We start from the raw sequence: 13,122 nt of genomic DNA, 5'->3' as shown, positions 1-13,122 counted from the left end.
GGCCGGGCCACAGGAGAAGCTGCATGGCGGTCATTGAGGTCAAGGTCCCGGATATCGGCGACTACAGCGACGTTCCGGTCATCGAAGTGCTGGTCGCCGTCGGCGACACGGTCAAGAAGGACCAGGGGCTGCTGACCCTGGAGTCGGACAAGGCGACGCTGGAAGTGCCGTCGGCGGCGGCCGGCGTGATCAAGGAGCTGAAGGTCAAGCTCGGCGACACCCTGTCCGAGGGCGCGGTGATCGCGCTGCTGGAAACCGACGACGCTGGCGCCGCGCCGGCCGCCGCGCCCGCCGCGGCCAAGGTCGACGTGCCGGCCAGCAAGCCGCCGGTGGCGCCGTCGCACCGCGCCCCGGCCGAGCCGCCGGCGCCCAAGCCGGCGCTGTCCAGCGGCAAGCCGGCCGACATCGAATGCAAGATGGTGGTGCTCGGCGCCGGCCCCGGCGGCTACACCGCCGCGTTCCGCGCCGCCGACCTGGGCCTGGACACGGTGCTGGTCGAGCGCTACGCCAGCCTCGGCGGCGTGTGCCTCAACGTCGGCTGCATCCCGTCCAAGGCGCTGCTGCACGCGGCCGCGGTGATCGACGAGGTCGCCCATGCCGGCGACTTCGGCGTGACCTTCGGTGCGCCCAAGATCGCCCTGGACAAGCTGCGCACGTACAAGGACAACGTGGTCGGCAAGCTGACCGGCGGCCTGGCCGGCATGGCCAAGCAGCGCAAGGTGCGCACCGTGACCGGCGTGGCCACGTTCGTGTCGCCCAACGAGCTGGAGATCGTTGGCGCCGACGGCAAGACCCAGCTGCTGCGCTTCGAGCAGTGCATCATCGCCGCCGGCTCGCAGGCGGTGAAGCTGCCGAACTTCCCGTGGGACGACAAGCGGGTGATGGATTCCACCGACGCGCTGGAACTGCAGGAGATCCCCAAGACCCTGCTGGTGGTCGGCGGCGGCATCATCGGCCTGGAAATGGCCACCGTGTACAGCGCGCTGGGCAGCAAGGTCACCGTGGTCGAGTTCCTGGACCAGCTGATGCCGGGCGCCGACAAGGACCTGGTCAAGCCGCTGGCCGACCGCCTGAAGAAGCAGGGCGTCGAGGTGTACCTCAAGACCAAGGCCAGCGAGGTCAAGGCCGACAAGAAGGGCATCACCGTGTCCTTCGAGGCGGCGGCCGAAGGCGAGCAGCCGGCGCTGGGCGCGACCACCTACGACCGCGTGCTGGTCGCGGTGGGCCGCTCGCCGAACGGCAAGAAGATCGGCGCGGAGAAGGCCGGGGTGAACGTCACCGAGCGCGGCTTCATTCCGGTGGACCGGCAGATGCGCAGCAACGTGCCGCACATCTTCGCCATCGGCGACATCGTCGGCAACCCGATGCTGGCGCACAAGGCCACCCACGAGGGCAAGCTGGCCGCCGAAGTGGCCGCCGGCGAGAAGAAGGAGTGGGTGGCGCGGGTGATCCCGTCGGTGGCCTACACCAACCCGGAAATCGCCTGGGTCGGCGTCACCGAGACCGAGGCCAAGGCCAAGGGCCTGAAGGTCGGCGTGGCCAAGTTCCCGTGGGCGGCGAGCGGCCGGGCCATCGGCATCGGCCGCACCGAGGGCTTCACCAAGCTGATCTTCGACGAGGACACGCACCGCGTCATCGGCGGCGCCATCGTCGGCGTGCATGCCGGCGACCTGCTGGCCGAGATCGGCCTGGCGATCGAGATGGGCGCCGAGGCCGAGGACATCGGCCACACCATCCACGCCCACCCGACCCTGAGCGAATCGGTCGGCATGGCCGCCGAGGTCTACGACGGCACCATCACCGACCTGTACATCCCGAAGAAGAAGTAAGCCGCTGCTTCGCGATGCCGACGACGCCCCGTTCGCGGGGCGTCGTCGTCTCCGCGGATGCCGGCGCAAGCGACGAGGAGTGCGTCATGCGCGAGACCCTGCTGTGCCCCGACCTGCAGAGGGTCCTGGACCGGGAACTGGCCCAGGGCAATCGCCTGCACGAGCGCCCGCACCGGACCGACTGGCCGCATCCCGGCTCGGTGTTCGCATCGCTGACGCACGACCTGCGCAGCGCTCCGGGCGATCTGCCCGCCGCGGTGCGCCACGCGGTGTGCCGGGATCCGCACTATGGCTGGCACGACGAATGCTATTGCGAGATCCACCAGCACCTGTTGGTGGCGGGCGCGACCAAGCCGCCATGAGTGTCGCCGCGGCGCACCAGCGCCTCGATCGTGCGCGCGGTGGCGCCCACGAGCGCTGAGCCGCATGGCGCAGCACTGCCTGGCTGTATCGGCCTGGCGATCGACCAGCGCAGCCGACGACGTCGCTGCACGATCCATGCGCATCCGGCTGGGCGAGCCGGTGCCATGGCCGCCGGGATCCGCGATCGCGCCAACGCGACCTGTTCGTCCCGAAGAGGGAAGGGGGCGCATGCGTTCGGCCCACAACAAAACCCAGCGCATGCAGGAATTTCGCGTTCGCACGCGCGACGTGCGGCCAGTGCGCGGCTCGAACACCTGCAAATCCGGCCGACAAAACGACAGAACCCCGCATCGCTGCGGGGTCCTGCATGAAACTGTTTACGAGTCCCGAGTCCCGAGTCCCGCCAGGATCAGAACGCGAAGGTCACGCCAGCCACCGGGCCCTTGAACTCCTGCTTCAGGCCGATGGTGCCGTCGCCGCCGGTGCGATCGACGTCCAGCTTGAACCAGTCGTAGCCGGCGAAGATGCCGAAGTTCCGGGTGAAGCGGTATTCGGCGATCGCGTTGGCGCGGGTCAGGTCGCCATCGTAGTCGCCGAAGTCGCCCCAGTCGGTGTTCATGTACTGGCCCTGCACGTTGAACAGCCAGTGCTCGCTCGGCTGCGCGGTGAAGCGCAAGCCGACCACCGGCGCGTAGCCGTCTTCCTTCTCGTCGGCGAAGGTGCCGGTGTACAGGTCGCCCAGGTCGGCATAGGCGTTGGCCTCGACCTTGGCCCACTCGGCGCCGATCTGCAGGCCCACGCTGAACTCGGGGGTGTCGACCACCGAGTAGTCGTACACCAGGCTCGCGACCTGGTACTTGAGCTCGCCCTTGACGAAGCTGCCGGCCGGCACGGTGAAGTCGCCGTAGCTGACCGTCTCGCCCAGTTCCTCGCGGCGGTCCTTGTCGTACTTGAAGTAGTCGAAGATCAGGCGCTGGCGGGTGCTTATGCGGAACACGCCGTCCACGCGCGGCTCCCATTCCTTGCCGCCGAAGTCGAAGTCCTGCGAGCCGGACAGTTCCTCGCCGTTGATCGAGGTGCTGCCGCGCAGGGTGTTGTCGTTGTCGATGTTCATCGCGCCGAGGCGGATGGTGAAGCGGTCGTCGGTGTCTTCCGCATGGGCGGGAAGGGCGTATGCGGCGGCGAGCGCGCACGGCAATGCCAGGGCAAGCAGGTGTTTCATGGGGGCAGGGCTCCGTCGTCTGGTAGTGAATGCGCCAATGGCTAGCGCCACCGCGTGCGGCAACTATCCTTAAGGCCGTGTCCACCATTCGTGAAAGTATGGAGCGCGCCAGGGCGCCATCCGTCACAGAACCGGCTGCAAAAGAAGAGCCCCGGTCACCCGGGGCTCGATGGGCCTGCGCTGCAGATCGACGAGGATGGGGCGCAGTCCCTGCAGATGGGACCGGCGGCGCGGCATAAAGTTCCCACGCAAATTCCTGCTGCGATGCGTCAATCCAGGGCGCGGCGCGGGTCCGCGGCGTGCTATCTTGGATGGCTTGGCGCGATTCAGGGGACGGCCGCAACCTTTGGCGGTTGTCTCGCAAATTGTCCCATTGCTATAATTCCGCGGCTCGACGGACGCGAAGACGTCCTCAACCCACCACCAACTGCAGGATTTTCTGTGCTGAACTCCGTTGATGCGGGTCGGCGGCTGATGCTGCGCGCAGCGATTTACCCGCTGGTGGCGGTGGCCGTGGTTTCCCTGGCGTTCCTGCTGCTGGGGCCGAAGTACGCGATGGGCGCCGCCGCAACCGGGCTGGCGACCGTGGCAGGGGGATGGCTGGCGGCACGCACCGCGCTGAGCGGCGGCGTGCAGGCGGCAGGTGCGGCGATGGCGCGGTTGATCGTGGCCATGGTGCTGAAGTGGGTGTTGGTATTCGCGGTGCTGGCGCTGGGCTTTGCCTGGTGGCGGTTGCCTCCTCTGGCCCTGTTGGCGGGTATCGCCACCGGGCTGATGTTCCAGGTTCTGGCGCTGGCCAGACGTTGATCGAATAAAAAAGGCTCAGGACTCATGGCGGGCGAGGCAGCAACCCCTACCTCCTACATCCAGCACCACCTGCAGAACCTCACCTTCCAGGTGCAGGAAGGCGGGTTCTGGCAAGTGCACGTCGACACGCTGGTGATGTCGGTGCTGTCCGGCCTGCTGATGGTGTTCGGCTTCTGGCTGGCCACGCGCAAGGCCACCGCCGGCGTGCCGGGCAAGTGGCAGGCGTTCGTGGAGATCCTGCTGGAGTTCGTCGACCGCCAGGCCAAGGACACCTACCACGGCACCAGCAAGCTGGTGACCCCGATCGCGATCACCCTGTTCTTCTGGATCCTGATGATGAACCTCATCAAGATGATCCCGGCGGACTTCATCGCCATGCCGCTGGCGCTGGTCGGCGTGCACTACTGGAAGCCGGTGCCCACCGCCGACGTCAACGCCACCCTGGGCATGTCGATCAGCGTGTTCTTCCTGATGATCTTCTTCTCGCTGCGCTCCAAGGGCGTGGGCGGGATGACCAAGGAATTCCTGACCGCCCCGTTCGGCAAGTGGATGCTGCCGTTCAACCTGATCCTCAACATCGTCGAGTGGCTGAGCAAGCCGATCTCGCTGGCGATGCGACTGTTCGGCAACATGTTCGGCGGCGAGATCGTGTTCCTGCTGATCTGGGTGCTGGGCGGTGCCGGCATCGTCGGCGCCCTGGCCGGCGGCGCGTTCGGCTTCGGCTGGATGCTGTTCCACCTGCTGGTGATCCCGCTGCAGGCCTTCATCTTCATGATGCTGTCCATCGTGTACCTGAGCCTGGCGGAAGACAGCCACTGACGTTCCTGCTTCACGCGTTCCTGCAACCCTTCGTTCGATTCACCATCCTCAAGCAACTTTGTTCCTGGAGAAAACCATGTACTTCGCCGTCCTGACCAACCTCGCCCAAGTCCAGAGCTCCACCGTCCTCGCCGTCGGCATCATGATCGGCCTGGCCGCGCTGGGCGCCGGCCTCGGTCTGGCCATCATGGCCGGCAAGTTCCTGGAGTCGGCCGCGCGCCAGCCGGAACTGATCCCGGTGCTGCAGGTGCGCATGTTCATCACCGCCGGCCTGATCGACGCCGCGTTCATCATCTCGGTCGCCGTGGGCCTGCTGTTCGCGTTCGCCAACCCGATGATCGGCGAGTTCGTGTCGCGCCTGCCGCAGGGCGGCTGATCCAGTAGCACCGGCGGACGGCCGCAGCACTGCGGCCGCCGCTGCGGATGAAGGTTCGGACGCGTCCGCCGCAGGGCGGCGCGTCCACCCCGTCACCTTTGGCTGAGCGTACCCAATGAATATCGGTCTCACCCTCTTTGCCCAGGCGCTGGCGTTTGCCGGTCTGATCTGGATCGTCGCGACCAAGATCTGGCCGCCGCTGATGAAGGCCATCGAAGAGCGCCAACAGAAGATCGCCGAAGGCCTCGCCGCCGCCGATCGCAGCCAGAAGGATCTGGCGCAGGCGCAGGAAAAGGTCAACGAAGCGTTGAAGGACGCGCGGACCAAGGCCAACGAGATCATCGACCAGGCCCATGCGCGCGCCAACCAGATCGTCGAGGCGGCCAAGCACGAGGCGATCGCCGAGGCCAACCGGCAGAAGGATCTGGCCCAGGCCGAGATCGACGCGGCGGCCAACCGTGCGCGCGAGGACCTGCGTCGCCAGGTGTCGCTGCTGGCGGTGAGCGGCGCGGAAAAGCTGCTCAAGCGCGAAATCGACGCCAACGCCCACAAGGCGCTGCTCGACGAGCTGGCGGCGGAGATCTGAGATGAGCCAGGCCCTCACACTGGCGCGTCCGTATGCCCGCGCCGCGTTCGCCGCGGCCAGCGATGCCGGCAAGCTCGCGCCGTGGTCGCAGGCCTTGGCGTTCTCCGCCCAGGTCGCGGCCGATCCGCGCGTGGCCGCATTGCTGCACAACCCGCAGCTGCAGCGCGAGCAGGCGGTGTCGCTGCTGGCGCCGCAGGTGGCCGACGAGCAGTACGCGCGCTTCCTGGGCCTGCTGTCCGAAGCGCAGCGGCTGTCGCTGCTGCCCGAGATCGCCGGGCTGTACGATCAGCTGCGCGCCGAGGCCGAACGCGTGGTCAAGGCCAACGTGACCTCGGCCGCCGAACTGAGCGAGGCGGAAGTGGCCTCGCTGAAGGTGGCGCTGAAACAGCGCTTCGGCCGCGAGGTCGAGATCACCACGGCGGTGGACGCTTCGCTGATCGGCGGCGCGGTGATCGACGCCGGCGACGTGGTCATCGACGGTTCGCTGAAAGGCAAGCTGTCGCGCCTGCAATCCGCACTGGCCCACTAAGAAGCGGGAATGGCGAATAGAGAGGAGAGAACCCGGCCCGGCGGCGACGCCACCCGCGATTCCCGATTCCCCATTCCCGATTCTCAAAGAAGCTAACCAAACGTCGCCATCCGCCTTCGCGCGGTGGACGATCCGAAGGAAACCAAGATGGCAACCACGCTCAATCCCTCCGAAATCAGCGAACTGATCAAGAACCGCATCGAGCAGGTCAAGCTGACCGCGGAGTCGCGCAACGAAGGCACGGTCACCAGCGTGTCCGACGGCATCGTGCGCATCTTCGGCCTGGCCGACGTGATGCAGGGCGAGATGATCGAACTGCCGAACGAGACCTACGCCCTGGCGCTGAACCTGGAGCGCGACTCGGTCGGCGCCGTGGTGCTCGGCGACTACGAGAACCTGCGCGAAGGCGACGTGGCCAAGACCACCGGCCGCATCCTGGAAGTGCCGGTGGGCAAGGAACTGCTCGGCCGCGTAGTCAACGCGCTGGGCGAGCCGATCGACGGCAAGGGCCCGCTGGGCACCTCGCAGACCGCGCCGGTGGAGCGCGTGGCGCCGGGCGTGATCTGGCGCAAGTCGGTCGACCAGCCGGTGCAGACCGGCTACAAGTCGGTCGACGCGATGATCCCGATCGGCCGCGGCCAGCGCGAGCTGGTCATCGGCGACCGCCAGACCGGCAAGACCGCGCTGGCGATCGATGCGGTGATCAACCAGAAGAACACCGGCATCAAGTGCGTGTACGTGGCGATCGGGCAGAAGGCCTCGACCGTGGCCAACATCGTGCGCAAGCTGGAAGAGAACGGCGCGCTGGCGCACACCATCGTGGTCGCCGCGACCGCCTCCGAGTCGGCGGCGATGCAGTACATCAGCGCCTACGCCGGCTGCACCATGGGCGAATACTTCATGGACCGCGGCGAAGACGCGCTGATCGTGTACGACGACCTGTCCAAGCAGGCCGTGGCCTACCGCCAGATCTCGCTGCTGCTCAAGCGCCCGCCGGGCCGCGAAGCCTACCCGGGCGACGTGTTCTACCTGCACAGCCGCCTGCTGGAGCGCGCCGCGCGCGTGTCCGAGGAGTACGTGGAGCAGTTCACCAAGGGCGAGGTCAAGGGCAAGACCGGTTCGCTGACCGCGCTGCCGATCATCGAGACCCAGGCCGGCGACGTGTCCGCGTTCGTGCCGACCAACGTGATCTCGATCACCGACGGCCAGATCTTCCTGGAAACCGACCTGTTCAACGCCGGCATCCGCCCGGCCGTGAACGCCGGCATCTCGGTGTCGCGCGTCGGCGGCGCCGCGCAGACCAAGATCATCAAGAAGCTGTCCGGCGGCATCCGCATCTCGCTGGCGCAGTACCGCGAGCTGGCGGCGTTCGCGCAGTTCGCCTCGGACCTGGACGAAGCCACCCGCAAGCAGCTCGAGCGCGGCCAGCGCGTCACCGAGCTGATGAAGCAGAAGCAGTACCTGCCGATGTCCATCGCCAACCAGGCGCTGTCGATCTACGCGGTCAACGAAGGCTTCCTGGACGACGTGCCGGTCAACAAGATCGGCGCGTTCGAGGAAGGCCTGCACGCGCACTTCGCCAACACCGCCGGCGAGCTGGTGGCCAAGGTCAACGACAGCGGCGACTGGAACGGCGAGATCGAAGCGGCGTTCAAGAAGGGCATCGGCGAGTTCAAGACCACGGGCAGCTGGTAAGTCAGCGGCCCGGGAATTGGGGATTAGGCATTAGGGATTCGCAGGAGCGGGATACGGGTGGCTTCGGCCAATCCCGAATCACGAATCACGAATCCCACGAGCGGAGCGAGTAATGGCAGGCGGACGCGAAATCAAAACCAAGATCAAGAGCGTGCAGAACACCCGCAAGGTGACGCGCGCGCTCGAGATGGTCTCGGCCTCCAAGATCCGCAAGGCGCAGGATCGGATGAAGACCTCGCGCCCGTACGCGCAGGCGATGAAGCAGGTGATCGGGCATCTGGCGCAGGCCAGCACCGACTACACGCATCCGTTCCTGGTGCAGCGCGACGCGGTCAAGCGCGTCGGCTACATCGTGATCTCCTCCGATCGCGGTCTGGCCGGCGGCCTCAACAACAACCTGTTCCGCAAGATGCTGGGCGAAGTGCGCCAGTGGCAGGACAAGGGCGCGGGCATCGACGTGGTCACCATCGGCCAGAAGGCCTCGGTGTTCTTCCGCCGGCTGAAGGTCGACATGGTCGGCAGCGTCAGCCACCTCGGCGACGTGCCGCAGCTGGAGCAGCTGATCGGCGTGATCAAGGTGATGCTGGACGCGTTTACCGAGGGCAAGATCGACCGCGTCTACCTGGTCTACAACCGCTTCGTGAACACGATGACGCAGAAGGCCAGCTTCGACCAGCTGCTGCCGCTGCCGGCGGCGGAGAGCCAGGTCGCGCACCACGACTGGGACTACCTGTACGAACCCGATGCCGCGACCGTGCTCGAGCACGTGATGACGCGCTACATCGAGTCGCTGGTGTACCAGGCGGTGCTGGAGAACGTGGCCTCCGAGCACGCCGCGCGCATGGTCGCGATGAAGGCCGCCAGCGACAACGCCAACAAGCTGATCAGCACCTTGCAGCTGATCTACAACAAGGCGCGGCAGGCGGCGATCACCCAGGAAATTTCCGAGATCGTCGGCGGCGCGGCGGCCGTCTGACGACGGCCGCGGGATTGGGCATTCGGGATTCGGGATTCGCAAAAGCAGCAGGCGCGCTTACGAATCCCCAATCCCGACTCCCGAATCACGGATCATTGAAGGGCCGACTCGTTGGCCGATCGAATTAAGTTAACCGGAGCAGCAAACATGAGTCAGGGCAAGATCGTTCAGATCATCGGCGCGGTCGTCGACGTCGAATTCGCGCGTGCCGATGTGCCGAAGATTTACGACGCACTGAAGGTCGAAGGCACGGCCATCACGCTGGAAGTGCAGCAGCAGCTGGGCGACGGCATCGTGCGCACCATCGCGCTCGGCTCCACCGACGGCCTCAAGCGCAACCTGGTGGCGTCCAACACCGGCCGCGCGATCTCGGTGCCGGTCGGCCCGGGCACGCTGGGCCGGATCATGGACGTGCTGGGCCGCCCGATCGACGAGGCCGGCGACGTGCAGGCCACCGACCATTGGGAAATCCACCGCGCCGCGCCGAGCTACGAAGACCAGTCCTCGGCCACCGAGCTGCTGGAAACCGGCATCAAGGTCATCGACCTGATGTGCCCGTTCGCCAAGGGCGGCAAGGTCGGCCTGTTCGGCGGCGCCGGCGTCGGCAAGACCGTCAACATGATGGAGCTGATCAACAACATCGCCAAGGCGCACAGCGGTCTGTCCGTGTTCGCCGGCGTGGGCGAGCGTACCCGCGAGGGCAACGACTTCTACCACGAGATGAAGGACTCCAACGTCCTGGACAAGGTGGCGATGGTGTACGGCCAGATGAACGAGCCGCCGGGCAACCGCCTGCGCGTCGCGCTGACCGGCCTGACCATGGCCGAGTACTTCCGCGATGAGAAGGACGCCTCGGGCAAGGGCAAGGACGTGCTGCTGTTCGTCGACAACATCTACCGCTACACCCTGGCCGGTACCGAAGTGTCGGCGCTGCTGGGCCGCATGCCGTCGGCGGTGGGCTACCAGCCGACCCTGGCCGAGGAAATGGGCGTGCTGCAGGAGCGCATCACCTCGACCAAGACCGGCTCGATCACCTCGATCCAGGCCGTGTACGTGCCCGCGGACGACTACACCGACCCGTCGCCGGCGACCACCTTCGCCCACCTCGACTCGACCGTCGCGCTGTCGCGCAGCATCGCCTCGCTGGGCATCTACCCGGCGGTGGATCCGCTGGATTCGACCTCGCGCATGATGGATCCGAACGTGATCGGCCATGAGCACTACGACACCGCGCGTCGCGTGCAGATGACCCTGCAGAAGTACAAGGAACTGAAGGACATCATCGCGATCCTGGGCATGGATGAACTGTCCGAAGAGGACAAGCAGTCGGTGTCGCGCGCGCGCAAGATCGAGCGCTTCTTCAGCCAGCCGTTCCACGTGGCCGAAGTGTTCACCGGCTCGCCCGGCAAGTACGTGTCGCTGAAGGACACCATCCGCGGCTTCAAGGGCATCGTCGACGGCGAATACGACCACCTGCCGGAGCAGGCGTTCTACATGGTCGGCAGCATCGAAGAAGCGGTCGAGAAGGCCAAGAAGATGGCCGAGAAGGCGTAACAGCCGGCATTCGGCATTCGGGATTAGGGATACGCAAGGCGGGCATCGCGGGCGGTGGATTCGGATGGAGAGGAAAGCGGCGCGACCGCCTTGGCCAATCCCCAATCCCCATCCCCAATCCCGCCTCGCTCCAGCGAGGTAACCATGAGCACCATCCGTTGCGACATCGTCAGCGCCGAGCACGAGATCTACCACGGTGAAGCGACCCTGGTGGTCGCCACCGGCGAGCTGGGCGAGCTGGGCATCGCGCCCAAGCACGCGCCGCTGATCACCCGGCTCAAGCCCGGCAAGGTGGTGGTGACCACCGCCAGCGGCGAGCAGCTGGATTTCGCCATTTCCGGCGGCATCCTCGAGGTGCAGCCGCAGGTGGTGACCATCCTGGCCGACACCGCGATCCGCGCGCAGGACATCGACGAGGCGTCGGTGCGCAAGGCCAAGGAAGACGCCGAGCGCATGCTGGCCAACCGCGGCGAAGGCATCGACGTGGCCGAGGCGCAGGCCAAGCTGGCGGAAGTCACCGCGCAGCTGCAGGCGCTGGAGCGCCTGCGCAAGAACCTCAAGCACTGAGCGACGTCGCGTGCCGCCTGGCGGCCGCGCGATTGCGACGAAGACGCCGGCTGCTGCCGGCGTTTTTCGTTGGGGGGCGATGGCGGCGTACCGCGCGTCGCCACCCGCTGGCCCGCAGAACCAAGGCAGTGGGGCGAATCCGCCGTGGCGCGGCAACGAACGCATGCGGTGCTGCGCGCGGGTGTTGCCACTGGCGCATGCGCCGTCTTGGCGAGCGTTCTGCCGACGCACCGCGCTGCCGAGCGCCGTGTCGTCAGTTCGTGTCGCGATGCCGGTTTCGGCTTTGCCGCCGCCGACTCGGCGGCCGCGTGCGGCCCGATCGCGGCGCGACGCAATGAAAACGTCCCTCGGCTTGGGCAAGATGGCCGCCCGGCCTGCTTCTTTCCTGCGCAGACGCTCCTCTGGAGAGCCACGATGCCCGCTTCCGTCCCCGTCCTGCTCATCCGCGCGTTGACCGCGCTGTTGGCCGGCGCCGCCCTGGCGGGCTGCGCGATGCCTGCGCGCAGCGCCACGCCGATCGAGCCGCTGCTCGACCGCATCGTCGAGCGCAACGCGATCGGCGACCAGGTCGCGTTGAGCAAGTGGGACAGCGGCAAGCCCGTGCTGGACGCCGCGCGCGAGGCCGCGGTGCTGGCCGGCGTGCGTGCGCAGGCGGCGGCGCATGGCGTGGACGCGGACGACGCGGCGCGCTTCTTCGGCATGCAGATCGAGTCCAACAAGCTGGTGCAGTACCAGCTGCTGGCGCAATGGCGGCTGCGCGGCTACGCGCCGGACCGGCCGCGCCCGGACCTGGCGGCGCTGCGCACGCGCCTGGACCAGTTGCAGGGCGAGATGCTGGACGCCTTGCAGGCCAGCGCCGCGGCGCGGCAGGCGCCGGACTGTCCGGTTGCAACCGCGCGCGCCGCCGAGGCCTATGCGCTGCGCCGGCGGCTGGACCAGGTCCACCGCACCGCGCTGGTGCGCAGCCTGGGCGATTTCTGCCGCTGAGCGCGGCGGGGCGTTTGCAGGCGCGCGCCTGCAGCCCATGGTTTCGCGAGGGTGCAGATCCTGGCGCAACGCTTCTTCCGTAGGAGCGACTTCAGTCGCGACACGCGTTACCGGTAGAGCCCGCCGCGACTGAAGTCGCTCCCACACGGGGCATCGCCGGCAGCGAGGCCGCCTTCGAGCGCACGGGGCCATGGCGCTCCATGCGAGCGCCCAGCCAGGCGTTTCATTCGTTACAGCCCCCCGGGGGCCAGCATGCAGTCGGCTGCGCGAGACGGATGCCTCTGCGCGACGCACCTCAGCGGTACACCACGTGCCGCCCCACGAAGAACGACAGCACCGCCAGCAGGCCCTCGACCACCGGTTTGGCCAGCCAGGCCAGGCGCAGGCCGAGCGCGTCCACGCACAGCGACACCAGCCAGGTGCTGAGCAGGGTCAGCGCGATCCACATCGCCATGAAACGGCCGAAGCGCTGCCAGCCCAGGCGGGCGCCGTCGTCGTTGGCGAAGGTGATGCGGCCGTTGAGCCAGAAGCCGATCAGGGCGCCGCACACGCGCCCGAGCACGTTGGCCGGGACCGTCGGCATGCCGGCGGCGGTCGCCGCGACGAACACGCTCCAGTCGATCAGCAGCTGCAGCAATCCGATCAGCACGAATTGACCGCTCTGGCGCAGCAGAGTCATGGAAGCCCTGGGGTGATATCAAGCGCGCATGCTAGCGTCTGCCACGCAGATGTAAATGTCGCCCGCGATCGCGCCGTTGCGGCACGCATCCGCGGCTGCCTCTAAAATCCCCTTCTACCCGGAATGGAACCTC

General features: G+C 67.2%; 14 protein-coding genes. 12 read left to right on the top strand and 2 right to left on the bottom strand.

Annotated elements, in window-relative coordinates; translation table 11 throughout:
- Positions 1 to 23 precede the first annotated feature (23 nt).
- Together lpdA and OCJ37_RS17830 are read left to right on the top strand one after the other, a co-directional pair.
- Complete coding sequence (gene lpdA, locus OCJ37_RS17835) at positions 24 to 1,829, top strand: dihydrolipoyl dehydrogenase (protein WP_263111028.1); 1,806 nt, start codon at positions 24 to 26, stop codon at positions 1,827 to 1,829.
- Between the two features lie 86 nt (positions 1,830 to 1,915).
- The gene (locus tag OCJ37_RS17830; protein ID WP_263111027.1) at positions 1,916 to 2,191 is read left to right on the top strand and encodes a hypothetical protein; all 276 of its coding nucleotides are present in this window, start codon (positions 1,916 to 1,918) and stop codon (positions 2,189 to 2,191) included.
- Positions 2,192 to 2,601: 410 nt separating this feature from the next.
- On the opposite strand, the gene OCJ37_RS17825 is transcribed toward OCJ37_RS17830, so the two are convergent.
- On the bottom strand, positions 2,602 to 3,414 hold the full coding sequence (locus tag OCJ37_RS17825; RefSeq protein ID WP_263111026.1) for a hypothetical protein: 813 nt from the start codon (positions 3,412 to 3,414) through the stop codon (positions 2,602 to 2,604).
- A 441-nt stretch (positions 3,415 to 3,855) separates the two neighbouring features.
- Here OCJ37_RS17825 and OCJ37_RS17820 point away from each other — a divergent pair, with 441 nt between their 5' ends.
- The 10 genes from OCJ37_RS17820 to OCJ37_RS17775 all read left to right on the top strand — a co-directional run bounded on the left by OCJ37_RS17820 (position 3,856) and on the right by OCJ37_RS17775 (position 12,310).
- Complete coding sequence (locus tag OCJ37_RS17820) at positions 3,856 to 4,221, top strand: ATP synthase subunit I (RefSeq protein ID WP_179568774.1); 366 nt, start codon at positions 3,856 to 3,858, stop codon at positions 4,219 to 4,221.
- A gap of 24 nt (positions 4,222 to 4,245) precedes the next feature.
- Positions 4,246 to 5,040 (top strand): F0F1 ATP synthase subunit A, encoded by a 795-nt coding sequence (gene atpB, locus OCJ37_RS17815; RefSeq protein WP_263111025.1) that lies wholly within the window; start codon positions 4,246 to 4,248, stop codon positions 5,038 to 5,040.
- A gap of 76 nt (positions 5,041 to 5,116) precedes the next feature.
- The gene (atpE, locus tag OCJ37_RS17810) at positions 5,117 to 5,416 is read left to right on the top strand and encodes a F0F1 ATP synthase subunit C (protein ID WP_046978353.1); all 300 of its coding nucleotides are present in this window, start codon (positions 5,117 to 5,119) and stop codon (positions 5,414 to 5,416) included.
- Positions 5,417 to 5,531: 115 nt separating this feature from the next.
- Entirely contained in the window at positions 5,532 to 6,002 is a 471-nt protein-coding gene (locus tag OCJ37_RS17805) for a F0F1 ATP synthase subunit B (RefSeq protein ID WP_263111024.1), read from the top strand.
- Between the two features lies 1 nt (position 6,003).
- Complete coding sequence (locus OCJ37_RS17800) at positions 6,004 to 6,531, top strand: F0F1 ATP synthase subunit delta (protein ID WP_263111023.1); 528 nt, start codon at positions 6,004 to 6,006, stop codon at positions 6,529 to 6,531.
- A gap of 147 nt (positions 6,532 to 6,678) precedes the next feature.
- The gene (gene atpA / locus OCJ37_RS17795; protein ID WP_263111022.1) at positions 6,679 to 8,226 is read left to right on the top strand and encodes a F0F1 ATP synthase subunit alpha; all 1,548 of its coding nucleotides are present in this window, start codon (positions 6,679 to 6,681) and stop codon (positions 8,224 to 8,226) included.
- 112 nt (positions 8,227 to 8,338) lie between these two features.
- Positions 8,339 to 9,202: a F0F1 ATP synthase subunit gamma gene (gene atpG / locus OCJ37_RS17790; protein ID WP_263111021.1), complete on the top strand. Its 864-nt coding sequence runs from the start codon at positions 8,339 to 8,341 to the stop codon at positions 9,200 to 9,202.
- A 147-nt stretch (positions 9,203 to 9,349) separates the two neighbouring features.
- Positions 9,350 to 10,756, top strand: coding sequence for a F0F1 ATP synthase subunit beta (gene atpD / locus OCJ37_RS17785; RefSeq protein WP_263111020.1), 1,407 nt, complete (start codon positions 9,350 to 9,352; stop codon positions 10,754 to 10,756).
- 144 nt (positions 10,757 to 10,900) lie between these two features.
- Positions 10,901 to 11,323 (top strand): F0F1 ATP synthase subunit epsilon, encoded by a 423-nt coding sequence (locus OCJ37_RS17780; protein WP_179568760.1) that lies wholly within the window; start codon positions 10,901 to 10,903, stop codon positions 11,321 to 11,323.
- Between the two features lie 414 nt (positions 11,324 to 11,737).
- Entirely contained in the window at positions 11,738 to 12,310 is a 573-nt protein-coding gene (locus OCJ37_RS17775) for a chorismate mutase (protein WP_263111019.1), read from the top strand.
- A gap of 295 nt (positions 12,311 to 12,605) precedes the next feature.
- On the opposite strand, the gene OCJ37_RS17770 is transcribed toward OCJ37_RS17775, so the two are convergent.
- Positions 12,606 to 12,989, bottom strand: a complete 384-nt coding sequence (locus OCJ37_RS17770; RefSeq protein WP_263111018.1) for a GtrA family protein — start codon at positions 12,987 to 12,989, stop codon at positions 12,606 to 12,608.
- Positions 12,990 to 13,122 lie beyond the last annotated feature (133 nt).

Origin of the sequence: Xanthomonas sp. AM6, assembly GCF_025665335.1 — a bacterium.
Taxonomy (GTDB): domain Bacteria; phylum Pseudomonadota; class Gammaproteobacteria; order Xanthomonadales; family Xanthomonadaceae; genus Xanthomonas_A.
Note: the sequence above shows the minus strand (reverse complement) of the source record. Positions and strands in the feature narration are given on the sequence as shown.

Coding starts and splice junctions, on each gene's coding strand:
- OCJ37_RS17770 (WP_263111018.1), bottom strand. CDS start 12,989: ATGACTCTGCTGCGCCAGAGCGGTCAATTCGTGCTGATCGGATTGCTG.
- OCJ37_RS17830 (WP_263111027.1), top strand. CDS start 1,916: ATGCGCGAGACCCTGCTGTGCCCCGACCTGCAGAGGGTCCTGGACCGG.
- OCJ37_RS17775 (WP_263111019.1), top strand. CDS start 11,738: ATGCCCGCTTCCGTCCCCGTCCTGCTCATCCGCGCGTTGACCGCGCTG.
- OCJ37_RS17780 (WP_179568760.1), top strand. CDS start 10,901: ATGAGCACCATCCGTTGCGACATCGTCAGCGCCGAGCACGAGATCTAC.
- atpE (WP_046978353.1), top strand. CDS start 5,117: ATGTACTTCGCCGTCCTGACCAACCTCGCCCAAGTCCAGAGCTCCACC.
- lpdA (WP_263111028.1), top strand. CDS start 24: ATGGCGGTCATTGAGGTCAAGGTCCCGGATATCGGCGACTACAGCGAC.
- OCJ37_RS17800 (WP_263111023.1), top strand. CDS start 6,004: ATGAGCCAGGCCCTCACACTGGCGCGTCCGTATGCCCGCGCCGCGTTC.
- OCJ37_RS17805 (WP_263111024.1), top strand. CDS start 5,532: ATGAATATCGGTCTCACCCTCTTTGCCCAGGCGCTGGCGTTTGCCGGT.
- atpG (WP_263111021.1), top strand. CDS start 8,339: ATGGCAGGCGGACGCGAAATCAAAACCAAGATCAAGAGCGTGCAGAAC.
- atpB (WP_263111025.1), top strand. CDS start 4,246: ATGGCGGGCGAGGCAGCAACCCCTACCTCCTACATCCAGCACCACCTG.
- atpD (WP_263111020.1), top strand. CDS start 9,350: ATGAGTCAGGGCAAGATCGTTCAGATCATCGGCGCGGTCGTCGACGTC.
- atpA (WP_263111022.1), top strand. CDS start 6,679: ATGGCAACCACGCTCAATCCCTCCGAAATCAGCGAACTGATCAAGAAC.
- OCJ37_RS17825 (WP_263111026.1), bottom strand. CDS start 3,414: ATGAAACACCTGCTTGCCCTGGCATTGCCGTGCGCGCTCGCCGCCGCA.